This window comes from Streptomyces sp. MK37H (assembly GCF_018035285.1).
GTDB classification, from domain to species: domain Bacteria; phylum Actinomycetota; class Actinomycetes; order Streptomycetales; family Streptomycetaceae; genus Streptomyces; species Streptomyces endocoffeicus.
Genome location: NZ_JAAAYH010000026.1, coordinates 1 through 24,999 on the forward strand (window position 1 = coordinate 1; position 24,999 = coordinate 24,999).

Sequence of the window (24,999 nt, forward strand, 5' to 3'; positions counted from 1 at the left end):
CCTCTAAGGAGTGCTTTCAGAAAGCTGGGAGTCTGCGGGCGAGGAGCATGCACTGAGCGAGTTGGAGAAACGCGTCGTGCATGTCGTCCCGAGATTCCCAGCGCACACGTAAGCGACGCGGGCCGTGGAGGTGGGCGATCGCGGATTCGGCGACCCACCGGACCCGTCCCAGCCCCGAGCCGTGCGGCTGACCGCGACGCGCGATCTTCGGAGTGACGTTCCGCTCGCGGAGCCGTCGGCGGTAGATGTCGTGGTCGTACCCGCGGTCGGCATACACCGCCGCGGGCTTACGCCGGGGCCGGCCCCGCTTGTCCCGCACCGGCGGCAGACTATCGACCAGCGGCAGGAGCTGGGTGACGTCGTTGCGGTGGGCGCCGGTCAACGACACCCGCAGCGGGGTGCCCCTTCCATCGGTAAGCACATGGTGTTTCGAGCCCGGCCGTGCGCGGTCAACCGGACTCGGGCCGACTTTTGGGCGACTTCGCCCCCGCTTGGCCTGCACATAAGACGCATCGATCGTGGCGCGGGAGAAGTCCAGGCGGTCCGCCGCCCGCAACCGGTCCAGCAACACCTGCTGAAGCTCATCCCACACGCCGGCCGCCTGCCACTCGGCCAAGCGCCGCCAGCACGTCGGCCCCGAACCGAAGCCCAACTCCTGCGGCAGAAACTCCCACTGGACGCCGGTGTAGAGCACGAACAAGATGCCCTGCAATGTCTTGCGGTCGTCGATCCGCTTGCGCCCCGGATGCCGGAAGCGGCGTTCACGTCGGGGCAGGAGCGGTTCGATCACCGCCCACAACTCGTCACTGATCTCCCACGGCTTCGGCCGGGGCATCCTCACCCCCGAGAAACGAGATCACCTGCCCTCCCACCATGCCACACGAAGATCATTCTGCAAGGACTCCTAAGGGCCATCCGTCGCCTTCGATCAATATCCTCAATCAGTATGTCTACGTTTACTGATCGGCGACGTTCATCGGCTCTTCGCCGTCGGGGGTGTTGGCGGGTAGGCGTGGAGGTCTTCCAGGATGGAAGTTCTTCCTGCACTGCCCATCCGAAAGACCTCGACATGCTCCACGCTATCTTCGCCGCGCCCTGTCTGACCACGTTCTGCCGTCTCGATGAACTCGGTCTGGAAGCCGTCGGGCGACGCGTTGAGCCGGATCAGGCGGTGATCGAGTGCCGAGTCGCCGAGCCGGATCCGTGGTGCCGGAAGTGCGGGTCGGAGGGCGTGGTGCGCGACACAGTCACGCGGCGGCTGGCGTATGAGCCGTTCGGGCACCGCCCCGCGACGCTGCTGAGGGTCACCTACTGGATGGCGTCAGATCATGGCGAAGAAGCGGCACAAGACTTTGATCGTCTGCGCCGTCTGCCATGACGCGATGCACTCAGGACAGCCAACCTATAGCGACACGGCATAGGTCACTGGAGAGCCGAGACCGCCACGTCCTTCGAAGCGGCGGTCAGAAATCGAGCATTTCCTGTGTCTCGATGATTCCGCCGACCTTGGAACCGGCCATGCTGCGCGATTGGTGAGCAAGGAGAACGGAGCCACAATGTCGGTCCGTCTGACGGGGCCACATTCACCAGTGTGCCGTCCTGACGCAGCAGGTCTGGGTATTGCGGGCCATGAGGTTGTGACGCGAGAGCGACTACATAGCTTCGAGTCCTTCAGTCAGAGCAGTTGACAAGGCTGAGCAGCACGGTGGTGATGGTTGCTCGGGCGCTTTCCGGGCTGATCGTTCCGCGAGCTGCCGCATGGCCAAGTGCGTCCGCGGCGCCTATGAATGCGATCGCTGCTTCCTTGTCGAGGTCCGCGTTGCCGTCGGCGCTTCGCACGGCTTGTCGGCAGATGTCCACGTAGCGGCTTTCAGATTCTCGCCTAGCTTTCTCGAGGTCTGGTGTGCCGACCAGCGCGGCCACCACTCCACTGAGTTCGGCGCCTTGGGAGACCATGCACGCAACATGAGCCGTCGCGATCGCTTCGATCCGCTGCCGCAGATCCGACGGGGTGTGCGCTATCGCGGCACGCAGGTCAGCGATGTGTCGATGGTCGAAGTCCTCATACAGCGAGAGGAGAAGTGCCGAGCGCGAGGAGAAGTGATCGTAGACGACGGGCTTGGAGATCCCTGCCCTGCTGGCCAGGTATGTGAGCGTGAGCGCGTCTGTACCTTCAGTGGCGATGACGTCACGGGCAATGCCGACGAGCTGGGCTCGCCGGTCGGCGCTGGAGAGTCTTCGCTGAAAGCAGCTCAGCGGTAGCCGGCCGCCGTGACGTTGGCCTGTACCGCGTTGTCGGTCGCATCGGAGGGGTAGCCGGCGACGATGGCTCCTTCGTAGAAGGTGCCGGCGCTCAGGTTGGCCCCGCCGCCGGGCTTGCAACAGTCGCCGCCGCTGCCCAGGACGATGGCTCCTTGTTTCTTCATGGGGCTGTATCCGCTGGGAAGCCCGCCGTTCCACAAGGTGGTCAGGCCGCCGGATTGCGCGTTGCCGCCCTTGAGGGCGAATCTCGACGTCCCGTTGTTCTTGAGCATCGCGGTGACGAACTTGCTGGGGAAAGCCCGCTGGTTGGTGTTCCAGGACTGGCTGCCTCCGGAGTACAGGCCCCATTCGAGATCGGCCTGCACCCAGGGACCGCCTCCCGAGCAGCCACCGAACCAGCACTCGGTGCCGAAATTGATCGCGTCCATCGCTCCGGCGGCGTCGGCTTTCCTGTCCGTCTCACTGTTGCCGTAGTCGAAGCAGCAGCCGCCGTTGACGTGGGTGCCGCTGGTCACCATGTACGCCCCTTCGGGTGCGGCACCGGTCGGCACGCCCGTCAGGTGACCGTCCCGCCAATAGCTGTTCCCCGGATTGATGTACAGCGAGTACGCCTTGGTGCCCCCGGCGGTCAGCGACTCGGAAGTCGCCTTCGCGGGGCTGCTCTGACTCGAGCCCGGAACCTGGGCCGATCCCTGGTACCAGAGGTCGTTGCCATGTCCGGACTGGTCGTAGACCGCCGTGATCACGCACGAGGTACCCGCGCAGAACGAGTCCTGCGCCGCCGCGTTGGCGAAACCGCCGGGCGCCAGCACGCCGATGTCCCTGGTCGCGTTGTCCGAGGAGCGCCTGACCTGGTAGAGGGTGCCGCTGTACGAACCGTAGAGCGCCCGCACCGTGCTGTGCGCGGCCACGCACGGCGTACCGCCCTCGGAGTAGATGTCGCACGGGCCGGACCCGCCGGGCCCGGGCGGAGGTGTCGGTGTGCTCCACTTCTGGTTGCTTTGGCCATTGCACGTCCACAGGATGACCGCGGTGCCATTGCTGGTGCCCGCCCCGTTGACGTCCAGGCATAAGCCGGACTGGGCACCGGTGATGGACCCGTCGGAGTTCTGCCGCCACATCTGGGTCGACCGCCCGTCGCACGACCAAATGAACACCGGAGTTCCCGGAGCCGTCTGGCTGTCGCGGGCGTCCACGCACCGGGTGCCGCTCATCGTTCTCAGCTCACCCGCCGACGTGAACTCGAACACCTGGTTCCCCTGGCCGTTGCAGTCCCAGATGTCCAACGCCGTACCCAGCGTGCCGGCGTTGCCCTTGACGTCCAGACACCGCCCCGACGCCGAGCTCACCAGCGGGGTCGTCACCGCCGGCGCTGATGCCGACCATGTCGGCGCGGTCGCCAGCAACATGGTCAGCAGTGCCATCACGCATACGGCGGCGGCTGCCGGTAAGCGTGGTCCACGAGCCGCAGGGCTCCGGAGCGAAACAGATGAAAGCTGCATTCTGCTCCTTGAATATGTGAGGAAGGGGACAAAGAGGGCGTGCTGCGCGTAGCCGTCGACCACTCCCGTCAGGGTGCGGTCGACGGTGGCGGGCGCGGGCGAAGGTGCGATCCGGATGAGGACATGGGGCGACTCTCCCTTGAGGGCAAGGGCGCCCGAGAGCATCCACACAGAACCCTCAGACATCCCATGTTCCATAGTGATTCCACCGGTCCTTCGCACTGTCAATAGGCATGTCTCCGTCAATCAGAACCCGATCCATCCCATGTTTCTTTTGCGCTGGTCAGCCCGCCGTGACGGTACGCCGAAACTCGCGCCCGGCGACGGCCGCCGTGTCGAGCGCGGGTCTTCGTTCCGGTCCCGGAACGATCCGTGGGCCGGCGCGCGCGTTTGGCGTCAACCGCCTCAACCACCCAGGTCCTGTTGACCGGTTGCGCCAGGCCGATGTGTCCAGGGATGGAATAGCCGTCGGTCAGCAGTGTCAGTGCATCCCGGACGGCCTGTCGCATCGCCTCCTCGAGGTCGGTGTCGAGACCGAGCACGAGGTGTTCCATCTCCGTTTCGGCGGAGGGAGCGCGCAGTCGTGCGGAGGGGAAGGAAGAGGCGGGCTCCGGTACCGAGGTGGCGGACGTCGAGGTTGCCCCCGTGAGCGCCTGGCGGTACCGAGTGGACGGCCGAGTCGGTGTTTCGGGGCCATGCCCATGGTGCCGAGGAAGGGGCGCAGAGGGAAGGTGATGTGTCCGCGGTCGCCGACGGGTAGTCGACCGAGACCGTCGGGGGAGACGGTGGCGACCAGGCTGACCGGGGGCGCCGGTGCGTCGTCAGGCAGTCCGGCGGGACGCAAGGGTATTCGCCGGGCAGCGCGCCCTTGCCGTGGCGAGTGCTGATCACCCCGTAGGAGGCGCGGCGCCGCGGCGCGAGGCACCCGGCGTTCCTCGAATCGGGCCGGCGCCGCCCCGAACTGGCGAAGCGACTCCGCATCGGCCGCCTTGCTCGCCGCGAAGAAGAAGCCTCCTCCCGCCCGGCAGAGTCCATCCAGCCAGAACGTCGAGGGCATCCAGGGAGTCCGGACCGGCGTCCGCATGCCTCGCTGCCCCGCACATCCTCAGCGACGATCCGGCGGTTCTGTGGCTTTCCCTCATCACCTGCCCCTCTCGGCGGACAGCGGCACACCTGACGCATCAAGGCCGTGACATGGGATGTGTTCATTCGAGTGCGGTCGAACCACCATCTTTGGATCGGTTGGCGGGAACGCGCTTTCGCAGGTGAAGGCCGAGGAGTGTGGCCATCGGCGAGCTGGGTGCCCATGATGGACTTCCCGTCCCTTTTGGAACATGGGAGGTCCTGTTAGCGTGGCATGGCGCGAGCAGGGAGTGTGGAGTCCGCCTATGTCACTGACCGACAAGGCAATCGCCCGCATCAGGGAGCTGATCCAGTCCGGCGAACTGCCGCCGGGCGCCAAGCTGCCGCCCGAGCAGCAGCTGGCCACGGAGCTCGGTCTGTCCAGGAACCTGATGCGTGAGGCGGTCAGAGCGCTTGTTGTCGCGCGGGTCCTGGATGTCAGGCGGGGCGACGGGACCTATGTGACGAGTCTGGAGCCCGCGCTGCTGCTCAAGGGGCTGGGCGCGGCGGTGGAATTGCTCCACGGTGACACGTTGCTGGAACTGACCGAAGTGCGCAGGCTCTTCGAGCCCGTTGCGACGAGCCTCGCCGCCACCCGGATCTCCGACCACGATCTCGTCGGGGTCAGGCACCACCTTGACGCGATGAGGGCCGCCCGCGACGATGTCGAGCTGCTCAACGAGCACGACGCCGCCTTCCACAGGGCGGTGATCGCAGCCGCTGGGAACAGCACGCTGGCTACGCTGCTGGAGGGCATCTCCAGCCGCACCGTGCGCGGCCGGGTCTGGCGCGGCATGGTCGACGACCACGCCGGTGACCGGACCATCGCCGAGCACGAGGCGATCTACGCCGCCCTGCTGCGCAGGGACGCCCCACTGGCCGAGGCCGCGGCACTGATGCATGTGAGCACGACGGAGCAGTGGCTGCGTCAGCACCTGGGCCATGACGCGACCGCAGGCCGACCGGGGTGATGACGTGCCGGGGACGTGCCTCGCCACGGACGGGGCGCGCCAACCGGCTGTTCGAAGATGCGCAGCACCTGGCTCGTCGATGGTGCTGCGCATCCAGCCGGACGGGATTCAGGAGGTCCGGTGCTTGTTGGCGGCGCCGTTCGGCGCCGATGCGGCGGAAGCGGTGGAGGAGCACGCCGCCATGTACCGGGCCATCCGGGAGGGCGACCCGGAGGCGGCGGCCGAGGCCGCCATGGTCCACCTGGACAACACGCTCGATGACTACCGCCGCGAGATCCAGCGCAGAGTTCTCGGCTGATTCGCGGAATCGGTGCCGCACCCGCGGCACGCGGCCAGGCGGGGCCGGCGCGCCCACCGCCGCCACGACGAGGCCGTCGCGCGGCGGGGCCTGGCCGCGCGTCAGCCATCACCCGCCTGGCCGTCCCGGCGGGGCAGTGGTGGCGCCGGCGGTGAACCGCCACCAGTCCGCGTTGACCAGGTAGCCGCTGCCGCCAGCAAACCGCAGATACAGGTCCTGCGTGCCCGTGGCGCCGCCGACCGGGCAGGACACCGTCGTCCAGGTCTGCCAGCCGCCGGTGTTCGGCACCCCGCACCGGCCCACAACCGTTCCGTTGGGGCCGCCCAGGCGCAGTTCGATGGCGCTGCCGCCGGTCGCCGAGGCCACGCGTGCGGTGAAGGAGGACGGTCCCGTGCCGAAAGCGACACCCTTGACCTTGATGTAGTCGCCGTTCTCGGTGTACCCGACGTTCATGCCTCCCTCGCTGGACGGCTCGGTCTCGATCCCGGATTCCCAGGCGATCGTTTCGGCCTCCTGACGGATGTATGGGTCGAGCGTGCCGGCCTGGGGCGCCCCCGTACTGGTCATGTTGATCGTCGGGATGGTGCCGTCGGGGTTGTAGGAGAACTTCTCCACGCCGACCGAGCGGGTGTAGCCGCTCCCGCCCGGAAGCGCGCCGTTGTGGTAGAAGAAATATGAATTGCCTTTGAAGTCGACGATGCCCGGGTGGTTGGTGAAGCTGGCGCCCTGCGTGGGCATGATCGTTCCGCGGTAGGTCCACGGCCCGGTCGGGCCGGGGGCGGTGGAGTAGGCGATGAACTCCGAGCAGCACTTGGCGGCGTACACGATGTAGTACAGGCCGCCTCGCTTGTAGACCCAGGGCCCTTCCTCGAACAGCGTGGGCCGGTTGGGATCACCGGTGCGGGTGCCGAAGCCCGCCGTGGTGAGCGGGATCTTGGCCGGGCTGCCGGAGTAGGAAATCATGTCGGCGTTCAGTCTGACGTACCAGAGGTTCGGGTTGCCCCAGTACAGATACGCCTGTCCGTCGTCGTCGATGAAGACGGTCGGATCGATCTCGCCGTTCCCCACCAGCGGGTGGCCGAGGGCGTCACGGAACGGTCCGGTCGGGCTGTCCGACACCGCCACGCCGATGGCCATGCGGCCGGTCGCGCGCTCCGTTGTCGGCACGTACCAGTAGAACTTTCCGTTGCGGTTGACCACCTGGCCCGCCCAGGCGTTGGCGGACGCCCAGCTGAAGGAGGCCACACTGAGCGGGGAGCCGTGGTCGGTCCAGTTGACCATGTCGGCGGAGGACCACACCCGCCACTCTTTCATGGTGTAGTTGGTCGAGTTGTCCTCGTCGTGCCCGGTGTAGAGGTAGACGCGGCCGTCATGGACCAAAGGCGCGGGGTCGGCGGTGTAGACGTGCTGCACGATCGGGTTGTCCGCCCTGGCCTCCGTGGAAGACACCGCGGCGGGCACGAGGGTGAAGGCCAGCAGGAGACTCGCCGCCCAGGCGATCGCTCGCGTGAGTCTCGTACGAGTGGATTGTGGTCGTCTCCTCATGCGCGGGTCCACCTCTGGTTGCCCTGACCGTTGCAGGTCCAAAGGATCAGCGGGGTTCCGTTGGCGGTGCCGGCTTGGTCGACGTCCAGGCACAGGCCGGCGTGGACGTTGCGGATCGAACCGTTCGCGTCGAGTGTCCACTTCTGGTTGTCCTGCCCGTTGCAGGGCCAGGTGATGATGCGGGTGCCGTTGGCGGTGCCCTGGTCGTAGGCGTCCAGGCACTTGTCGCCGAAGACGCGTATCTCGCCGTTGGCCCAGGTGGTCCACAGCTGGCCGGCGGCCGTGTGGCAGTCCCGGATCAGCACCCTCGCCCCGGCCGCGGTCGAGGCGTTCTCCACGTCCAGGCAACGGCCGGACCCGTCACCGCGCAGCCGGGATGTGGTGGCGGCCAGCGGAGTGCCGCCGGTCACCCGGAACGCGGCGACGCCGTGTGCGGGCACACTCGCCGAGACCTGTCCGGTCGTGCTCGATGTGCCGCCGGTCCACAGGTCGGTGAGGGTGAACGACCCGCCGGACAGACCGATCTGGGCCGCCGTGGCGGCGACGGTCGCCGTGCTGTTCCCCCGGTTGAACAGGCCCACGGCGACCGAGCCGTCGGACAGGGGCTTGGCGAACACCTCGGTGTCGCCGTCGTCGCGCACCCTGCGCCCGCCCGCGCCCAGCGGGTCCTGGTTCACCGCCAGCAGGCGCGGGTTGCGCAGGACCGCGCTCACATCGGCTGACATGGTGCGGATGTCGTTGCCCGCCATGAGCGGCGCGGCCATCAGCGCCCACAGGGCGAAGTGGGAGCGGGACTCGGTCAGCGACAGCCCGGGGCGGCCGACGACGAGCATGTCGGGGTCGTTCCAGTGGCCCGGACCCGACTGCGCGGCCAGCGGCGCGGTGACGTCCACGACGTTGCCCACGCCCATCGGGTAGCTGTTGGTGTTGCCGTTCTGCCAGATGTCGAGCAGGTCCTCGGTCGTCCGCCACAGGTCGGCGACCTCACCCCAGTTGTATGTGTCGCCGGTGATGGCGTGGTAGCTGTTCGGGTTGATGCTGTAGACGATCGGGCGCCCGGTCGCGCGCAGTGCGTCGCGCATGAGCGTGAACTGCGCGACCTGCTCGTCCCGGGTGCCGGCGGAGGAGCACCAGTCGTACTTGAGATAGTCCACACCCCATGAGGCGAATGTGCGAGCGTCCTGGGTCTCATGACCCTTGCTGCCGGTGGACCCCGGGTAACTGCCCCCGCCCTGCGCGCACGTGCGCTCGTTGGGCACCTGGTAGATGCCGAACTTCAAGCCTTTCCCGTGGATGTAGTCCCCGAGCGCCTTCATCCCGCTCGGGAATTTTGTCGGGTTGGCCCGCAAGTTGCCTGTGGTGTCGCGTTGTGGGTCGAACCAGCAGTCGTCGACCACCACGTATCGGTAACCGGCGTCCCGCATGCCCGAGGAGACCATCGCGTCGGCGGCCTGACGGACCTGTGCCTCGGTGACCCCGCACCCGAAGCTGTTCCAGCTGTTCCACCCCAGGGGCGGGGTGAGCGCCGGACTGCCCGGGGCCGCCTGGGCGGTCGAGTGGACCGAGGCCGTGGTGAAGACGGTGCCGATCAGCGCGGCAGCCGTGAGGAAGCGGAGTAGTCGTCCGCATGGTTTCCACACGAGATGGCTCCTTCTCGGAAGGGTGTGGAGAGGCGATCGCCTGCGGTGCGCGATGCGGCGGCCGAGGATGCCGGGCAGCTGCTGATCCGGCATGACGGCCGTCGCACCGGGTGGTGCGCGGTGGCCTCTTCCGCGGATGGCCACGGATGGGGGCAGCGGTCATCGGGAACGGGGAGCACCCCGGTTCAGCGGTAGCCGGCCGCGGTGATATTGGCCTGTACGGCGTTCTCCGTCTGGTCGGAGGGGTAGCCGGAGACCATTGCTCCCTCGTAGAACGTTCCGGCGCTGAGGTTGGTGTTGCCGTTGCAGCAGTCACCGCCGCTGCCCAGAATGATGGCCCCCTGCTTCTTCATGGGGTTGTACCCACTGGGGAGGGAGCCGGCGTACAGCGTGGTCAGGCTCCCGGACTGCGCGTTGCTGCCCTTGATCGCGAACCGACTCGTCCCGTTGTTCTTCAGTGTCGCGGTGACGAACTTGCTGGTGAAGGCCCTCTGGTTCGGGTTCCAGGACTGGCTGCCCCCGGAGTACAGGCCCCATTCGAGGTCTGCCTGGACCCATGGGCCGTTCCCGGAACATCCGCCGAACCAGCACTGCGTGCTGAAGTTGATCGCGTCCATGGCTCCGGGGCCGTCGGCCTTGCGGGTGGTCTCGCTGTTGCCGTAGTCGAAGCAGCAGCCGCCGTTGACGTGCGTGCCGCTGGTCACCATGTACATGCCCTCAGGTGCGCTGCCGGTGGGGACGCCCGTCGTGTGGCCGTCACGCCAGTAGCTGTTCCTGGGATTGATGTACAGCGAGTAGGCCTTGTTGCCCCCGGCCGTCAGCGATTCACTCGTCGCGTTCGCGGCGGTGTCGGAGCCACCGACTCCGCCCGGCCCTTGGTAGCCCAGGTCGTTGCCGTGCCCGGACTGGTCGTAGACCCAGGTGATGACGCATGAGGTACCCGCGCAGAACGAGTCCTGGGCGGCGGCGTCGGTGACGCCGCCTGCCGTCAGGGCGCCGATGTCCCGGGTCGCGTTGTCGGACGAGCGCCTGACCTGGTACAGCTTGCCGGTGTACGAGCCGTAGAGCGCCCGCACCGTGCTGTGCGCGGCCACACAAGGCGTGCCGCCCGACGCGTAGATGTCACAGGGGCCGGTGCCGGCGGCGGACGCCGGCCCCGGTCGGCCGAACACCGCCACCAGTACCGCAATCAACATCAGCGCCGAGCCCGTGGCCATGGCGGTGGGTGAACGCCGTCCGCGGGACGCCCCGCCCGGAACGGAAACCAACGAAGACTGCACCGGCTCCTCCTGGAGAATGATCATGGACATGACATACGGCGCTGTAGGCCCCGCTGGATGGCGTGAGGTGCGGGAATCAGTGGTTCGATATCTCGGACTACTGTCGAAGCATCGGACAAAGATGGATGATAGGGGAGCCCCGGGGGCTGTCAATACCGCACACCGGACCGGCGTGGAGACCGCGACGAAAACCGCAGTCCGGAGGTGGTCCTGCGGGGCGGAATCGTCGGCGACATGTGATGTTTGACCTATCCCGCCATCCATGCCGCAGGACTGTCGTCCCGAGTTCCGCGGCAGACCCTCGCATCGTTCGACGTCAAGCCTCTTGACAGCCCCCAAGATCCCATGGGACCCCTAGAGAGACATGGGATGTATCGGCGCGCCCTGCTGCCCGTCCCGCGCCCGCACTCCCCGCCTCCGCACATGCCGCCGGAAGGTCATGTCATGACGATGAACAGGCGCGTCTTCCATGCCGTCTCGGGCGCGACAATGCCGGGTCGGCCGCACCGCGACGACCATCACCACCCTGGACGGCGGCCACTTCGGCCTGTCGCCGGGGTCGCGCCTCCGACGGTGGCGGCTGCCGCGCCGCCGCCGGACTGACGGCCCTTGGGGGCGCCTGCCATCGCTTCCTGTTCAGCGCGCCGATCGCAGCTCGACATTTCGAACCCCTGGTGAACTGGACCCGCTCGCGATGCCCTTCCTCCAGATCGCCCACGACAGTACTCGCACCATCCGTACCGGTAAGGCCCCCATGCGTTGCCGCCGTGCTGGTTACCGAGGACACAGGCGACATTCGGTGGCGGACCTCCGGCCGACCCCATGGAGCTTTCCATGCGTCCAGGACGCCGACCGCGTTCGCGATACGTTTGCGCTGCGGTAACTCTCCTGCTCGTCTTGACGACGGCGCTGTTGGCCGCTCCTGCCGAGGCCGGTCCCGTATCGCACACCGCCGCAGCCGGCACCCAGGCGCTGCCCTCCAGCTTCCCGTGGTCCTCCAGCGGCCGGCTGATCTCCCCCGAGCCCGACGCGAGCCATAACGTCGTCTCGGTCAAGGACCCGTCCGTGGTCTACGCGAACGGCAGGTGGCACGTCTTCATGACGACCGCGAACACCGCGCGTGGCTGGAGCATGGCCTACACCAGCTTCTCCGACTGGTCGCGGGCCTCCTCGGCGCCGCTCACCTACCTGGACACCAACCCCAACATCGGCACCGGCTACCGCGCCGCACCGCAGGTGTTCCACTTCGCGCCGAAGAACCAGTGGTACCTCGTCCACCAGACCGGCCGCCCCTCGTACTCCACCAGCAGCGACCCGGGCAACCCGAAGAGCTGGTCCGCACCCAAGGACTTCCAGACCAACAACAGATGCTGAGCGCCCCGGCCCCTCTCTCATGGGGGCAGGGACCGTTCAGAGGGCTCGGCCCCCTGAGCAACCCCCGCGCGATCCCCTCACACTGGTGCACCCGCCTGTGTGACCCACTCACCCCTACAACAACAAGGAGTCACCCATGTCGATGCGACGGCGTACCTTACTGGGTCTCGGCGCGGCCGCGGCCACGGGCGTGGGAACGTCCCTGCTCGGCGGCAGCGCGGTCGCCGGCACCCTGTCACCCCGGATGGCCTCACCGCGGCAGGCTCCCACCGCGCAGTTCGCCATCGGCGTGCGCCAGTTCAACTGGTCGCGCGGCAACCGCCAACTGACCACGAAGATCTTCTACCCGGCCTCCGGCACCGCGGGCGGCAACCCGATCCCGAACGCGCCCATCGCGAACGGCATCTTTCCCATCGCCGAATGGAGCCACGGCATGGGGTGCAACTCCGACTGCTACTCCTCCCAGACCCACGATCTGGCCTCCGCGGGCTTCATCTGCCCCGCCCCCTCGTTCTCCGACAACACCAACATCGGCAGCGTCTACAACGGCAACTGGTCGAAGGACGTCTCCGAGGTCCTCACCCGGACACTGGCGCTCAACAACACCGCGGGCGACCCGTTCGCCGGGCACATCGACACCCGCGCCGGTGTCGGTGTGTCCGGTCACTCGATGGGCGGGATGACCACCCACGGCCTGCTCACCGCCTGGCCGGACAACCGCATCGTCGCCGCCGTCCCGGTCGCCTGCGTGGACATGGGCAACCCCGCCGGCCTCCACGCCAATGTGCTGTTCATCCACGGTGACCACGACCCGACCTGCGACTACAACTCGGCGCGCGCCGCATACGCGGAGCTCCCGTCGCCCAAGGCGTTCCTCACTCACGTGGGGGCGGACCACGGCCAGTACCTGGTCCCGGACTACCGGTATTACGCCCAGACCAAGAACACCTTCCTGGACTGGTTCCGCTGGAGCCTGTACGGCGACACCGCCGCCCGCGACCGCCTGCGAAGCGACGCCACCAGCAACGGCACCTCCTGGCAAGCAGCCCTCACCTGACACGACTCCGTCAGGCCTTGCTGTCGGGGTTGTTCGGGGCCATGGCCTCGCGGCTGCCGGACGGCAACGAGCAGAACCTGTAGCGGTGATCATCGGCATTCCCACCTACGCGGTTCCGCCGTGGCCGGCCAGCCAGTATCCCGAGATCGCGGGGGAGCGGATCGCGTGGGGCCACCGGCACGAAGTCGACTTCACCCACCCGGCGTTCCGCTTCCACGCCGAGCGAGTGTCGCACCGGCTCAGCGACTGGGCGGACCTGTGGCGCCCCGACGGCAACGCACAGCCGCAGTACGACCTGGCCTGGCGGCACTTCCGGACCCGCCAGACCACCGAGTTCATCGCCCGGCAGGCCGACCTCGTACGGCAGTACGCCAGGCCGGGGCAGTCCGTCACCACCTGCATCTCCTAGGACCGCTGCCGGACCGTGAACTACCCGGCCTACGACGGTCAGTGGCGCCAGGCCGCCTGGGCACTGATCTCCCGCGGCGCGTGCATGATCGAGTACTGGCACTGGCACACCCTGCACTTCGGCACGGACACCTTCTGGGGCGGGATCCTCCCGCACATCGGCCGCCCGGGCCGGGTCTACCGGGAACTGGCGTGCTGGGGGGAGGAGTTGGATGCGGTCGGCGGTCTCGTCGCGGGCCTGCACCCGGACACCGACGCGGCCTTCCTCTTCGACCACCGCAGCATGTGGGACTACGTCGCTGAGGACCAGGTCCTCGACCGGCTGCCGGCATACGCGCAAGCCGACGGCCATCTCCTGCTCGGTCCGCGCACCGGCTACGCCGACCACGAGGCCAGGGCGCGTTCCGGCGTCCAGCCCGGACACCTGGCTGCGGCGGCCGGCGTCTCCGCCACCCGCCGGTCACCTCGACCGGGGCCACCGTCAGGGACGGCAGTCGGCTGCGCGTCATGCAAAACTGGTCATGGGGCCAGGTCGCCTTCCCGATGCCGAGCCCGGTCCGCCAAGCGTCCCGCCCCGCTGGTCGAGGGCGCCGCGGAGGCAGCCGACGACGAGGACCTCGCCGTCTCCGGCAGGCCCGATTGGCGGCAGTGGCTCACCCTCGCCCGTCTGGTGGCCCTCGCCGTCGGCGCGCTCGGTTTCGACCTGGAGATCGGCTTCCTTGCGCTGGCTGCCGGCGCGCTGCTGGCCCTGGTGGACATGGAGCGGCAGGTGAAGGCCGTGGACGGTGTCAGCTGGTCCACCCTGCTTCTGGTCGCGGGCATGATGACGTACATCGCGATGCTGGAGAAGGCCGGCATCATCGAGGAGATCTCCGAACACGCGGCGGGCCTCGGCGCCCCAGTCGTCGTCGCCCTGCTGCTGTGCTTCACCGTGGCCATCCCCTCCGCCTTCGCCTCCTCCACCGCGATTCTCGCAGCGATCATCCCCATCGCCGTACCGCTGCTGCTCTCCGAGGAGCAGGTCCGCGCGGTGGTGCAGGCCCTCGTCGACCACCACCCCATGCTGCGGCTCTCCCTGACCGCCACGGGCCCGATCTGGTCGCTGGAGGTGCTGCCCACCGTGCCGGTCGAGCTGAACCGGCCGGGCCCGCCGACCGACCCGGAGCGCGGCCGGATGGTGCACGCGCGCTGGTCGGACCCCGGATCCGGGACGGCGGGCGCGCTGACCCTCACAGTGCACCACCTCGCGGTCGACGGCGTCTCCTGGCGCACCCTCCGGGACGACCTCGACACCGCCTGGCGGCCCCGGCCAACGCGGCGCGACCGGGGCACGCCGCAGACTTCCTGCGCGAGCACTGGCACGCCCCCGACGACGCGGAACTCGCCCGCGCCAAGGCGCGGTGGCGCGCGAAGCTGCTCGCCGCGTGGCCGCTCTCGGTGCACGGAGAACTGGCCGCGGAGCTGGCCGCCCGGCACGGCGTCGAGGAGGGGCCGGTGCCGTGGGGCGTCGAGACCCGCCTCGACGGTGGCGCACTGGTCCTCCTCCCGCACGGGCCCGCGCCGGGCGGCCCCGCCCGGCCGCTGGGCCCGCTGCTGTCCTTCTTCGACGTCCCCGGCAGCGGGGGAACGGACCGCTGGGAGTGGCTGTCCCGGCAGCGGGACGGCGGAACATCCCTGGCCGGCTGCTCGGTGCTCCGCGCCGGGCGACACGACGCGGGCGGCGTGCTCTGGGCGCGTCCCCCCGGTTCCGGACCGCACGAGCACATGGGAGGTCCAGGGGGCTGTGGATCTTGCGGGCGAGGGCGAGGGCTTGCTGGTAGGTGGCCAGTGCGGGCACCGGCCCGATAGTGGCAGCCTGCGGGTCGCCGGCGGCGGTAAGGGCCTCCGCCTCCCCTTTACGGTCGCCGAGCTCGTGGAAGCGGACGCGGGAGCGCTCGAGAAGATCGGCAGCCGATAGTCCCTCGTATCTCTGTTGACCTGCCCTAACTCAACTAGAGCCCAGGCTTCGTTCTGGCGGTTGCCGAGGGTGTGGTAGAGGTCGTAGGCCCGCTGGGCCAGTTCGTCAGCTTCTGGAGAGTTGCCCGTCCGCCGCCGCACCCAGCCCAAGTGGCCCTCCTGGTCGAGGAAAGCGGCCATCGTGCGGGCCAGAACGGCGGCGTGGGGCAAGTGGTCAGTAGCTGCGTCCCGCACAGTCACGCCCCTGCAGGTCACGCTGCGCCACGGGGCAGAGACCCGCCGCCGCGCGCACCCCGGAACCGGCCGACGACCATGGCGCAATCCAGCACCCGGCCGCACAAAGCTGCGCCCCACCGATCTGGCGGGAGACGCGGGAGCGGAGTGCCGGGCAGCACCGCTTCGGTGAAGTGTCCTCAGCGGAGACGCATGCCGCTCGGCCGGGACAGGGTACTCGGCCTCGCCGAGTAGGGCATCGTTGCTGACGCCAATCCTCTGTACATCGTCCTCACCCGCATCCAGCTGTACTGACCGTCCCTGACAACCGAGTGGCCCGGCGAGACCCGCTCTCGCCGGGTCTTCCTCACTTGTAATGACCGGGAGCTGCCTCTGTGGAAGGTCGGCCGGGCCCTGACTCACCTTCGTCGCTGCGATCCTGGGCGCGGGCGGCGTTTTCTACAGCTTAGTGGTCCTGCTGGACTTCCAGGAGATCGACAGCACAGCGAAGCTCGACGCCAAACGTCGTGGAGTCGGTGGACTACCTGACCGGGCTCGGCGTGCGTGGGATGACGCTGTGCCCGACGCGGGTCTGTACCCCGTCCGTATCGGAAAAGGCTCTGAAAATCGGCCAACAGAAAAAGGCTCACCGAAAACCGGCGAGCCTTTGTCGTTTCTGGGTCAGGCGTGGCCCTGCTTCGAGGCGCAGAATTTCGGCGTCCCATTGGCGCCGTTACGCAGACACGCCGTCACCGTCACCGTCACCCCTTCGGGGAAGTTGACGTCATCGGTGATCGCACAGTTGCCGTTGTCGCCGTCGGCGTCCTGGATCTCCCACCTCGTCCCCGAGTAGGTGATGAACGTCACCGCCCGATAGCCGTCCGTGTCGTGGTCGCACGCGTTCCAGACTTCGGCTGAGCTGCTGGAGCTCTTGTCCCCGTTCCAGTTGGACATGCCGCCGGGGTTGTCGTCGGTCGTGTAGACACTGACCTCTTCCGGCGCGGCCACGGCGGGGCTCTGCGCGAAAGCCAGCCCGGCCACGGTGAGCACGGAGACCAGAGCGGTGCCGACCGTCCGGCGAGAGAGTCGAAGCATATTCTTCTTTCCTTCCCTTTTTTGAATCAGCCATAGGCGTCTGAGCAGACCGTGGCCCGGACGGCGGCGGGTTACCGCCGCGGTATCCGGAGCGCGGCTTCGAGGTGAATCCGCTGCGCGTTCTGGAAGAAGGGCATCGTCACGGCTGGAGCGGCCGGGAGTCCGTATCGGAGTCACCTACAGGATGCCGGGCGATCAGCGGGGCGTCGTTAGCGCTGAGTCCTCGATTGGCTTGTCGATGCGTCTACTCGGACTGAAGCGTCTGCTTGGTTCCGGTAGTCGCTGGGCGGCATGCCGTAGGCGGCGCGGAAGGCTCGGGTGAAGTCGGCAGCGCGAGGGAAGCCCCAGCGGGCGGCGATGGTATGGATGGGGGTGGTGCGCAGAGCCGGGTCGGCGAGGCCGCGGCGGGCGTGGCCCAGGCGCTGGTGGCGTATCCAGGCTGAGATCGTCTCCTCTTCGTGCTGGAAGAGGCGGTGCAGGTAGCTGGTGGAGATGTGGTGTGCGGCGGCAATGCTGCGCGGGGTCAGTTGCGGGTCGTGCAGGTGCTGCTGGACGAAGGCACGGATGCGTAGGACGAGCGCCTGCCGACGGGTGTCCGGTGGGAGCGAGTTGTCCGAGTCCAGGGCATGAGCGATCAGTGCGGACAACAGGTCGACCACGACAGTCCCGAGCCGGGGCCCATCGGGCGGTTGGTACGAATCCGTGCCTCTCGCCAGCTGGGTGAGCAGTTGTGCCAGCAGGAAGCCGAACCCGTCCTGCGCTGACAGCCGCAGATGGGCCACCTGGTCCAGCTGGTTCCGGGGCAGTGGCAGCAGTGCTTTGGGGACCTCCAGCCCAACTCCCGTGTGCGGAGTGGCGTCGTCACCCCCGTGGATGTCGACGGGCCGCGAGGTGTCGACGACGCACAGGCTGTCCGGGCCGTACACGGCCTCCTCCTCACCCCGGACGGCGCGCAGCGCCCCACTCAAAGGCAGCGAGATGTGCAGCCCCTCGGGATCGGACTGCCGGATCAGTTTTGGCGTACGCCGAAAGCACACTGGCTGGAAGGTCGTCGGCCACACCGATACGGCACCGAGGTCCAGCACGCGCTGAGAAGCCCGAAAATCCGCCCAGTGGTCACTGCGCAGCTCCAGTGGGGCATGCGTTTGACCGACCAGTTCACGCCAGCAGTCGAACCGGTCCGCCGGGGCCAAGTCCGCACTGCGGAATACCCTTTCGATCAGCATCTCGCGTCCTCCCCGTCTTGCGAGTCCCTGAACGGTTTTCCTCTTGCCACTTGATGAGGGCAAGGCGCGAGTACACCATCCACAGATACACATCTGATGAATGCCCTGGCGGAGGCGGCTGCTGGTTTTGTTGATGGAACCTGGGTTCTGGCGCAGATCTTGGGAAGTGGTCGTAGAGGGTCACCGCGGTCTTCGATTGCGGGGCTCGGGTCCGTGTGAGAAGCTGTTGCCTTTCCGGACTTGAGAACGGCATTTCCGCTGGTCAGGCATAGGATCGGCGATTCCGTGGGAGTCGTGGCCTGTCGTGTCGTCGCTCTCCGGGAGGTCGCGGATGCCGTCGGTTGTCGGACTGCTGGAACAGCACGAGCTCGCAGCTCGCCGTCGAGTGGATGGGCTGCGCGAGGAGGCCGACCGTATGCAGGCCGAGCCGGCCGCGGCCGAGCAGGAATGACAGGAGTGGGCGATCGCCCCCAGGCGGGTCGACACGGTGCTGGCTCCGGACGGCGGCAAGACCGCCGACACGGAGGTCACCCCGGATCCACAGGATGCGGACGCGCCGTCGGCACCCAAAGATGCGGCGAAGCCCAAGTCGCAGGTGCCCATGTGGCGTGAGGGGCTTGCCTGCTCGGTGCTGTCGATGGACTGTCAGACCATGGCGAGCCGGTTCACCAGCAGCTCCACCCTGCGCTCGGTGTCCTCCGGCGGGAGCCGTCGAGCCCGGGTCAGGGTGGCCAGTCCGTGCAGGGCCGCCCAGAACGTCTCGGTGAACAGCTCCGGGCGCACGCCGTCCCCGGCGACCTCGCTGAGGCACTCCAGCAGCGCGGCGAAGGCGTCCTTCAACGGTTCGGGGGTGTCCTCCTGCGCGTACGCCAGGCCGCCGTCGAGCTGGAACAGGGCGTCGTAGACCGCCGGATGGCGTTCGGCGAAGGCGAGGTAGGCACGGGCCAGCGCGGTGACCCGGGCGCGGGGGCCGTCGGCGGCGGCGGTCGCGGCCCGCATCGCCACGGCCATCTCGGTGGCGCCTTCGAGGGCGACGGCGCCGATGATCTCGCGCTTGCCGCGGAAATGGCTGTAGAGGACGGGCTGGCTGTATTCGATGCGTTCGGCGAGCCGCCGGGTGGTGACCGCGTCCCAGCCCTGCTGCTCGGCGAGTTCGCGGGCCGTGGCCACGATGAGGCGCTCGCGGCCCGCCCGTTCGCGCTCCTTGCGTTCCTGTACCGACATGATTCGATCCTAGCACCGCTAGACAATCGAGCGGCAGTAGTATTAGCGTTGCCTCATCGGCTAGCAGCGCTAGATCCCTGGAGGGGTCATCATGCTCAATGCACTCGAGGTCGTCACCATCGTGGTCGTCGGCGTGATGGTGGGGGTGGAGTTCTCCGTCCCCTTCTTCAGCAACCCGATCCTCAACGCACTCCCCGGCGACAACGGCCTGCGCGGCCGCGTCCACGGGGCCCGACTGGGCGGCGCCGTGATGCCGTTCTGGTACATCGGCTCGCTCGTCCTCGTCGGGGTCTGGGCCGTCGCCGGATGGGACGACGACGGCACCGGCCTCGTCATGACCGCCGCCGCGCTGCTGATCGTCAGCGTGCTCATGTCGATCCTGGTGCTCGTCCCGATCAACAACCGGGTCAAGACGTGGACCGCCGGCAGCCGCCCGGCCGACTGGAAGGAGCAGATGAACCGCTGGGACCGCTTCCACTACGTCCGCGTCGCCGTCATCATCGCCGCCTTCACCCTGCTGGCCGCCGCCCTCGCCTGAGCCCGCGGGCCGACACCGCGCTGGTGGCGCACGATCCCCACTCCCCGGGCGGCAGCGGGCCACCGAACTCCCGACATCCGGGAACGCGGCTGCCGCAGACAGCCCACAACTGCGATCCCGACAAGCTACGCCCCTCGATGACCTGCGCGGCTCTCGGCTCTGGTTCGGGTGAGGTCTTTGATCCAGATCACCGAGACACGCAGCTGAAGCCCGGCGAGGTGGCTTTCCGGGGTCTTGTCGTAGCGGGTCGCGATGCCCCGCCACGCCTTGAGCTTGTTGATCAGGCGCTCGACGGTGTTCCCCTCCTTGCAGAGCTCGGCGTCAGGGGGCTGGAACGGCTCTTCCGCCTGGACGCCAAGGCCCTGGGCCTGGCGCGGGCAAAGCGCCGCCCGGCGACCCGGTTGGGGTGGGCGGTGTGGTGGGGCACGGTGCGGATGCTCGGCACCTTCCTGATCGAGAACCCCACGGCGGTCCCGGCCTCCGTGGTGCGGTTCGTCGCCGATGCGATCCCCGTGCCAAGCTGCTTGCCGGGGAGAACGCGGGTTCGAATCCCCGTACTCCGGCCCGCGGCACAAGGGCGCCACCTGGCTGAACGTGGTAAACGACCAGGTGATGGGGCTGGGCGGGGGGTGGTCGTGCCGGGCATGCTGCGCGACTCGCTGTTCATCCTGGATGCCATCCACGCCCGGCCACGGCGGTCCGAAGCCGGAGACCGTCACCACGGATGCCGCCTCGTATTCCGACATCGGCTGATCGCCTGGTACCACCCGTCACCGCTGCTGGCACACGACATGCGGAAACAGCTCTGCGCCACGCGGTGAGCTGGTTCGCGGTGCCCTGAAGGAGCGGGCGCAACTCGCCCTGCTTCTGTGCTCCTCTTCACACTCTCCTCGCCTCCAGTAATTTACTAGGACGTCCTACTATCTCTTTAGCCGACGCCTCTGACCTGTCTGGAAAGGCCCTCATGAGCGATCTGCACCGTCCCGTGCACCCCGTCCGCCTGGTCACCGCTTCGGCGCTGTTCGACGGGCATGACGCGTCGATCAACATCATGCGACGGATCTTCCAGTCCCAGGGCGCGGAGGTGATCCATCTCGGTCACAACCGGTCGGTGCAAGAGGTCGTGGACGCGGCGCTGGAGGAGGACGCACACGGTGTCGCGGTCTCGTCCTACCAGGGCGGTCACGTGGAGTACTTCGAGTATCTGGTGGCGTCGCTGCGTGCGCGGGGAGCGGAGCACGTCCGCGTGGTGGGCGGTGGTGGCGGCGTCATCGTGCCCGAGGAGATCGACCGGCTGCGCGGCAGCGGAGTGACCATCTTCTCTCCGGAGGACGGGCAGCGGATGGGCCTGGCCGGGATGGTCAACTCGGTGATGAAGGATTGCGACTTCGACCTCTGGGATCGTCAACCGGCCAATGTCGCCGCCGTGCTGGCGGGTGACCGGTTCGCGATCGCCCGCGCCATCACCGGCGCCGAACTCGGCCAGCTGCCGGCCGACTTCCTGGAGCAGTTGCGCGCCGCGGCCGGGGCGCGGGTCACGCCGGTGCTCGGCATCACCGGGACCGGCGGCTCGGGCAAGTCGTCGCTCACCGACGAGTTGGTGCGCCGGTTCCGCGTCGACCAGCAGGACAAGCTGCGGGTCGCGGTGATCGCGGTCGACCCGACCCGCCGCCGAGGGGGAGGGGCCCTGCTCGGTGACCGCATCCGCATGAACTCCCTCGACGGAAACCGGGTGTTCTTCCGGAGTCTGGCCACCCGCGGCAGCCGTGAGCTGCCCGAGCACCTGTCCGACGTGATCGACGTCGTGAAGGCCGCCGGGTTCGACCTGGTGATCGTGGAGACGCCGGGCATCGGCCAGGGCGACGCCGCGATCGTGCCGTTCGTCGACACCTCGATGTACGTGATGACGCCCGAGTTCGGCGCCGCCTCGCAGCTGGAGAAGATCGACATGCTCGACTTCGCCGACGTCGTGGCGATCAACAAGTTCGAGCGGCGCGGCGCCAAGGACGCGCTGCGCGACGTGGGCCGTCAACTGGTCCGCAACCGCGAGGCATTCGCCATGCGGCCAGAGGACATGCCGGTGTACGGTTCCTCGGCGGCCACGTTCAACGACGACGGCGTCACCGCGCTCTACCAGCACCTGAAGAGCATCCTGGCCGAGCAGGGGCTGCCGCTGGCCGAGGGCACGCTGGTGCCGGTCGACGTGCGCCACTCCTCCGGCATCCGGCAGGTGGTTCCCGCGGAGAGGGTGCGCTACCTCGCCGAGATCAGCGAGACGGTCCGCGGATACCACGCCGAGACCGCCCGGCTGGCCGAAGCGGCAAGGCGCGTGCAGCGTCTGGAGGCGGTCGGGGCCGAGCTCGTCGAGGCGGGCTCCGACGCCGGGAACGTACGGTCGCTGCTCGAGGACGCCCGCAGGCAGCTCCCGTACGACATCACGGAGCAGATCGGGAACTGGCCCGCCGTCGTGGCCTCCTACTCCGGCGACGAGCAGGTCGTGAAGATCCGGGACAAGGAGATCCGCACCAAACTGACCCGCGAGTCCCTGTCCGGCAACAAGATCCCCCGGGTCGCCCTGCCCCGCTTCACCGACCACGGGGAACTGGTGCGGTTCTGGCGCGGGGAGAACCTGCCAGGCCACTTCCCGTTCACCGCCGGGGTGTTCCCCTTCAAGCGCGACAGCGAGGACCCGGCGCGGATGTTCGCCGGCGAGGGCGACCCGTTCCGCACCAACCGGCGCTTCAAGCTGCTGTCCGAGGGCCAGCCGGCCACCCGGCTGTCCACCGCCTTCGACTCCGTCACCCTCTACGGCCGTGACCCGGACGAACGCCCTGACAACTACGGCAAGGTCGGCACCTCCGGTGTCTCCATCGCCACCCTCGACGACATGAAGGCCCTCTACCACGGTTTCGACCTGGTCGCCCCCACCACCTCGGTCTCCATGACGATCAACGGACCCGCACCGACGATCCTCGCGTTCTTCCTCAACACCGCCATCGACCAGCAGATCGAGCGGTTCCGCGCCGACGAGGGCCGCGACCCCTCGCCCGAGGAGACGGCCGAACTGCGCGCCGGGGCCCTGGCAAACGTCCGAGGCACGGTGCAGGCCGACATCCTCAAGGAGGACCAGGGCCAGAACACCTGCCTGTTCTCCACCGAGTTCTCCCTGCGGATGATGGCCGACATCCAGGAGTGGTTCATCGCGAACAAGGTCCGCAACTTCTACTCGGTGTCCATCTCCGGGTACCACATCGCCGAAGCCGGCGCGAACCCCATCAGCCAGCTGGCCTTCACCCTGGCCAACGGCTTCACCTACGTCGAGGCCTACCTCGCCCGGGGCATGCACATCGACGCCTTCTCCCCGAACCTGTCGTTCTTCTTCTCCAACGGCATGGACCCCGAGTACTCCGTCCTCGGCCGGGTCGCCCGCCGCATCTGGGCCGTGGCGATGAAGGAGAAGTACGGCGCGAACGAGCGCAGCCAGAAGCTGAAGTACCACGTCCAGACCTCCGGCCGCTCGCTGCACGCCCAGGAGATGGACTTCAACGACATCCGCACCACCCTGCAGGCCCTCATCGCGATCTACGACAACTGCAACAGCCTCCACACCAACGCCTACGACGAGGCGGTCACCACCCCCACTGAGGACTCGGTCCGCCGGGCCCTGGCCATCCAGCTGATCATCAACCGGGAGTGGGGTCTGGCGATGAACGAGAACCCCCTGCAGGGGTCGTTCATCATCGACGAGCTCACCGACCTGGTGGAGGAGGCCGTACTCGCGGAGTTCGAGCGGATCAGCGAGCGCGGCGGTGTGCTCGGGGCGATGGAGACCGGCTACCAGCGCGGCCGTATCCAGGACGAGTCGATGCTGTACGAGCAGCGCAAGCACGACGGTACCCTCCCGATCATCGGCGTCAACACCTTCCGCAACCCGCACGCGGACACCGCCGAGCCCGATGCCATCGAGCTGGCGCGCGCCACCGAGGAGGAGAAGGAGTCCCAGCTGGCGCGGGTGCGGGACTTCCAGGCCCGCCACCACGAGACGGCCCACGCCGCCCTGGCCGCCCTCAAGGAGGCAGCGATGGAGGGCCGCAACGTCTTCGCCGTCCTCATGGACGCCGCCCGGGTCTGCTCGCTGCAGCAGATCACCGACGCCTTCTTCGAGGTCGGTGGCCAGTACCGCCGCAACGTCTGACCAGCAAGTTAGGCACGTGGGACCGACCTTGACGAACAGGTGGCGCGGGTACGGATCACGGCCTGGCGCGTCGCGTAACGTCGCTTCTGTCGATATGTGTGTGCATGGCGGCAGTTCGGGGTGCAAGCTGCCGGGGTGAATATGGAAGAGGTCGGCGCGCGGTTGGTGGGTCGATTCGGCCCCGAGGTCGAGGGTTGGCTCGCTGAGGTTCCGAACCTCGCTGCGCGGCTGGCCGCGCGGTGGGGTTTCGTGCTCGGTGACCTGTTCGGGAGTGGAGCCTCCTCTGTCGTCTTGCGCTGTCAATGGCCTGACGGAACGCCAGCGGTTCTCAAACTCAGTCCGGATCGAACACTGTTGACCAAGCAGGTGGAGATGCTGCGCGTGTTCGCGCCGTCGGGTCGGGTGCCGGCCGTATTGTCCGCCGACGCGGAGGCCGGGGCGATGGTGTTGGAGGAGGTCCTGCCCGGCACCGAGGCCGAGGACATTCCGCAGACGTCATTGCCGCAGCAGTGGGGAGAGTTGCTTGCCGCACTGCACGCCGTGGCCCCACCCGCGCACTGGCCACGGGATCTGCGTGGTCGGTGTGACGAGGCCTTCGTCCGGATCGGCCGGCGGCTGTCCGAGCCGGCCATCGGCGCACGGATCGACCAGGCCGCGTGGCAGCGGGCGATACTGCGCTGTGAGACGTTGCTGGACAGTCAGGCCAGGCTCGTGTTGCTGCACGGCGATCTGCACCTCGGCAACGTCCTGGACGGCGGCCCGTCGCGCGGTCTGATCGCGATCGACCCCAAGGCATGCATAGGCGACCCATGCTTCGACGCCGTCGACTACGTGGTGGCCGGCGCCGGACAAGAGGGTGTCGAGGCCCGTTGCCAGCGGGTGGCGACCGCGTGCGGGCTCGATGGGGACCGGTTGTATGCCTGGAGCCGAGTGATCGCACCAATGGTAGCCATCGCGCACCTCACCTATGACGGTCCAGAGCCGGTGATCGACGAACTACTCGCCCTGTCTTGCTGATCCCACGCGAATATCAGTTCATGCCGGTCAGAGTGACCTCGGCTCTCGTCAGCCACGTGTCGTGCCGCCCGGCCGG

General features: G+C 68.1%; 16 protein-coding genes and 8 pseudogenes. 12 read left to right on the forward strand and 12 right to left on the reverse strand.

Features of this window, described 5'->3' with window-relative positions:
- Positions 1-16: 16 nt before the first annotated feature.
- On the reverse strand, positions 17-835 hold the full coding sequence (locus GWI24_RS06460; protein ID WP_210944939.1) for an IS5 family transposase: 819 nt from the start codon (positions 833-835) through the stop codon (positions 17-19).
- 234 nt (positions 836-1,069) lie between these two features.
- Between GWI24_RS06460 and GWI24_RS06465 the strand changes: the two are divergent.
- A pseudogene (locus GWI24_RS06465) lies at positions 1,070-1,300 on the forward strand (ISL3 family transposase); the annotation flags it as partial.
- A 371-nt stretch (positions 1,301-1,671) separates the two neighbouring features.
- Here the strand turns inward: GWI24_RS06465 and GWI24_RS06470 are convergent.
- From GWI24_RS06470 to GWI24_RS06485, 4 genes and pseudogenes are all read right to left on the reverse strand, one after another.
- Positions 1,672-1,956: a hypothetical protein gene (locus GWI24_RS06470; RefSeq protein WP_210944967.1), complete on the reverse strand. Its 285-nt coding sequence runs from the start codon at positions 1,954-1,956 to the stop codon at positions 1,672-1,674.
- A 174-nt stretch (positions 1,957-2,130) separates the two neighbouring features.
- Positions 2,131-2,256, reverse strand: a pseudogene (locus GWI24_RS46775) (hypothetical protein); the annotation flags it as partial.
- Entirely contained in the window at positions 2,253-3,686 is a 1,434-nt protein-coding gene (locus GWI24_RS06480; protein ID WP_210944940.1) for an arabinofuranosidase catalytic domain-containing protein, read from the reverse strand. The gene GWI24_RS06480 and the pseudogene GWI24_RS46775, both read right to left, overlap by 4 nt.
- 320 nt (positions 3,687-4,006) lie before the next feature.
- Positions 4,007-4,318 carry a hypothetical protein gene (locus GWI24_RS06485; protein WP_210944941.1) on the reverse strand — a complete coding sequence of 104 codons (312 nt, stop codon included), beginning with the start codon at positions 4,316-4,318 and terminating at the stop codon, positions 4,007-4,009.
- 834 nt (positions 4,319-5,152) lie between these two features.
- Between GWI24_RS06485 and GWI24_RS06490 the strand changes: the two genes are divergently transcribed.
- Together GWI24_RS06490 and GWI24_RS06495 are read left to right on the forward strand one after the other, a co-directional pair.
- A complete protein-coding gene (locus GWI24_RS06490) occupies positions 5,153-5,857 on the forward strand; it encodes a FadR/GntR family transcriptional regulator (RefSeq protein ID WP_210944942.1) in 705 nt (234 codons plus the stop codon).
- A 145-nt stretch (positions 5,858-6,002) separates the two neighbouring features.
- Positions 6,003-6,155: pseudogene (locus tag GWI24_RS06495) on the forward strand (FCD domain-containing protein); the annotation flags it as partial.
- A gap of 108 nt (positions 6,156-6,263) precedes the next feature.
- Here the strand turns inward: GWI24_RS06495 and GWI24_RS06500 are convergent.
- The 3 genes from GWI24_RS06500 to GWI24_RS06510 all read right to left on the reverse strand — a co-directional run bounded on the left by GWI24_RS06500 (position 6,264) and on the right by GWI24_RS06510 (position 10,644).
- Entirely contained in the window at positions 6,264-7,700 is a 1,437-nt protein-coding gene (locus GWI24_RS06500; RefSeq protein ID WP_210944943.1) for a glycoside hydrolase family 43 protein, read from the reverse strand.
- Positions 7,697-9,340: an RICIN domain-containing protein gene (locus tag GWI24_RS06505; RefSeq protein WP_374103276.1), complete on the reverse strand. Its 1,644-nt coding sequence runs from the start codon at positions 9,338-9,340 to the stop codon at positions 7,697-7,699. Before GWI24_RS06505 ends, GWI24_RS06500 begins: the two co-directional genes overlap by 4 nt.
- Positions 9,341-9,525: 185 nt before the next feature.
- Positions 9,526-10,644, reverse strand: a complete 1,119-nt coding sequence (locus GWI24_RS06510) for an arabinofuranosidase catalytic domain-containing protein (protein ID WP_210944945.1) — start codon at positions 10,642-10,644, stop codon at positions 9,526-9,528.
- An 873-nt stretch (positions 10,645-11,517) separates the two neighbouring features.
- Between GWI24_RS06510 and GWI24_RS06515 the strand changes: the two genes are divergently transcribed.
- The 4 genes and pseudogenes from GWI24_RS06515 to GWI24_RS44915 form a co-directional block, all read left to right on the forward strand.
- The gene (locus GWI24_RS06515) at positions 11,518-11,994 is read left to right on the forward strand and encodes a non-reducing end alpha-L-arabinofuranosidase family hydrolase (RefSeq protein ID WP_247615972.1); all 477 of its coding nucleotides are present in this window, start codon (positions 11,518-11,520) and stop codon (positions 11,992-11,994) included.
- Between the two features lie 136 nt (positions 11,995-12,130).
- Positions 12,131-13,051, forward strand: coding sequence for an alpha/beta hydrolase (locus tag GWI24_RS06520; RefSeq protein WP_210944946.1), 921 nt, complete (start codon positions 12,131-12,133; stop codon positions 13,049-13,051).
- Between the two features lie 79 nt (positions 13,052-13,130).
- Positions 13,131-13,907 (forward strand): annotated as a pseudogene (locus GWI24_RS06525) (beta-galactosidase); the annotation flags it as partial.
- A 207-nt stretch (positions 13,908-14,114) separates the two neighbouring features.
- Positions 14,115-15,416 (forward strand): annotated as a pseudogene (locus GWI24_RS44915) (SLC13 family permease); the annotation flags it as partial.
- 893 nt (positions 15,417-16,309) lie between these two features.
- On the opposite strand, the gene GWI24_RS06535 reads toward GWI24_RS44915, so the two are convergent.
- The 3 genes from GWI24_RS06535 to GWI24_RS06550 form a co-directional block, all read right to left on the reverse strand.
- Entirely contained in the window at positions 16,310-16,723 is a 414-nt protein-coding gene (locus GWI24_RS06535) for a hypothetical protein (protein WP_210944947.1), read from the reverse strand.
- A gap of 209 nt (positions 16,724-16,932) precedes the next feature.
- Positions 16,933-17,949: a helix-turn-helix domain-containing protein gene (locus GWI24_RS06540; protein ID WP_210944948.1), complete on the reverse strand. Its 1,017-nt coding sequence runs from the start codon at positions 17,947-17,949 to the stop codon at positions 16,933-16,935.
- A gap of 645 nt (positions 17,950-18,594) precedes the next feature.
- Positions 18,595-19,173 carry a TetR/AcrR family transcriptional regulator gene (locus GWI24_RS06550; RefSeq protein ID WP_210944949.1) on the reverse strand — a complete coding sequence of 193 codons (579 nt, stop codon included), beginning with the start codon at positions 19,171-19,173 and terminating at the stop codon, positions 18,595-18,597.
- 91 nt (positions 19,174-19,264) lie between these two features.
- Between GWI24_RS06550 and GWI24_RS06555 the strand changes: the two genes are divergently transcribed.
- The gene (locus tag GWI24_RS06555) at positions 19,265-19,711 is read left to right on the forward strand and encodes a DUF1772 domain-containing protein (RefSeq protein WP_210944950.1); all 447 of its coding nucleotides are present in this window, start codon (positions 19,265-19,267) and stop codon (positions 19,709-19,711) included.
- Positions 19,712-19,836: 125 nt separating this feature from the next.
- On the opposite strand, the pseudogene GWI24_RS44920 reads toward GWI24_RS06555, so the two are convergent.
- A pseudogene (locus GWI24_RS44920) lies at positions 19,837-20,034 on the reverse strand (hypothetical protein); the annotation flags it as partial.
- A gap of 45 nt (positions 20,035-20,079) precedes the next feature.
- On the opposite strand from GWI24_RS44920, the pseudogene GWI24_RS46780 reads away from it, so the two are divergent.
- The 4 genes and pseudogenes from GWI24_RS46780 to GWI24_RS06570 all read left to right on the forward strand — a co-directional run.
- A pseudogene (locus GWI24_RS46780) lies at positions 20,080-20,172 on the forward strand (hypothetical protein); the annotation flags it as partial.
- Positions 20,173-20,284: 112 nt separating this feature from the next.
- A pseudogene (locus GWI24_RS46785) lies at positions 20,285-20,458 on the forward strand (Tn3 family transposase); the annotation flags it as partial.
- Positions 20,459-20,675: 217 nt separating this feature from the next.
- Complete coding sequence (gene icmF / locus GWI24_RS06565; RefSeq protein ID WP_210944952.1) at positions 20,676-23,906, forward strand: fused isobutyryl-CoA mutase/GTPase IcmF; 3,231 nt, start codon at positions 20,676-20,678, stop codon at positions 23,904-23,906.
- Between the two features lie 141 nt (positions 23,907-24,047).
- A complete protein-coding gene (locus GWI24_RS06570) occupies positions 24,048-24,923 on the forward strand; it encodes an aminoglycoside phosphotransferase family protein (RefSeq protein WP_210944965.1) in 876 nt (291 codons plus the stop codon).
- The last annotated feature ends 76 nt before the right edge of the window (positions 24,924-24,999 follow it).

What these genes read in the sequence shown, in the direction of transcription:
- GWI24_RS06460 (WP_210944939.1), bottom strand. Translation starts at nt 835, where the DNA reads ATGCCCCGGCCGAAGCCGTGGGAGATCAGTGACGAGTTGTGGGCGGTG.
- GWI24_RS06470 (WP_210944967.1), bottom strand. Translation starts at nt 1,956, where the DNA reads ATGGTCTCCCAAGGCGCCGAACTCAGTGGAGTGGTGGCCGCGCTGGTC.
- GWI24_RS06480 (WP_210944940.1), bottom strand. Translation starts at nt 3,686, where the DNA reads ATGGCACTGCTGACCATGTTGCTGGCGACCGCGCCGACATGGTCGGCA.
- GWI24_RS06485 (WP_210944941.1), bottom strand. Translation starts at nt 4,318, where the DNA reads ATGGAACACCTCGTGCTCGGTCTCGACACCGACCTCGAGGAGGCGATG.
- GWI24_RS06490 (WP_210944942.1), top strand. Translation starts at nt 5,153, where the DNA reads ATGTCACTGACCGACAAGGCAATCGCCCGCATCAGGGAGCTGATCCAG.
- GWI24_RS06500 (WP_210944943.1), bottom strand. Translation starts at nt 7,700, where the DNA reads ATGAGGAGACGACCACAATCCACTCGTACGAGACTCACGCGAGCGATC.
- GWI24_RS06510 (WP_210944945.1), bottom strand. Translation starts at nt 10,644, where the DNA reads ATGATCATTCTCCAGGAGGAGCCGGTGCAGTCTTCGTTGGTTTCCGTT.
- GWI24_RS06520 (WP_210944946.1), top strand. Translation starts at nt 12,131, where the DNA reads ATGTCGATGCGACGGCGTACCTTACTGGGTCTCGGCGCGGCCGCGGCC.
- GWI24_RS06535 (WP_210944947.1), bottom strand. Translation starts at nt 16,723, where the DNA reads ATGCTTCGACTCTCTCGCCGGACGGTCGGCACCGCTCTGGTCTCCGTG.
- GWI24_RS06540 (WP_210944948.1), bottom strand. Translation starts at nt 17,949, where the DNA reads ATGCTGATCGAAAGGGTATTCCGCAGTGCGGACTTGGCCCCGGCGGAC.
- GWI24_RS06550 (WP_210944949.1), bottom strand. Translation starts at nt 19,173, where the DNA reads ATGTCGGTACAGGAACGCAAGGAGCGCGAACGGGCGGGCCGCGAGCGC.
- GWI24_RS06555 (WP_210944950.1), top strand. Translation starts at nt 19,265, where the DNA reads ATGCTCAATGCACTCGAGGTCGTCACCATCGTGGTCGTCGGCGTGATG.
- icmF (WP_210944952.1), top strand. Translation starts at nt 20,676, where the DNA reads ATGAGCGATCTGCACCGTCCCGTGCACCCCGTCCGCCTGGTCACCGCT.
- GWI24_RS06570 (WP_210944965.1), top strand. Translation starts at nt 24,048, where the DNA reads ATGGAAGAGGTCGGCGCGCGGTTGGTGGGTCGATTCGGCCCCGAGGTC.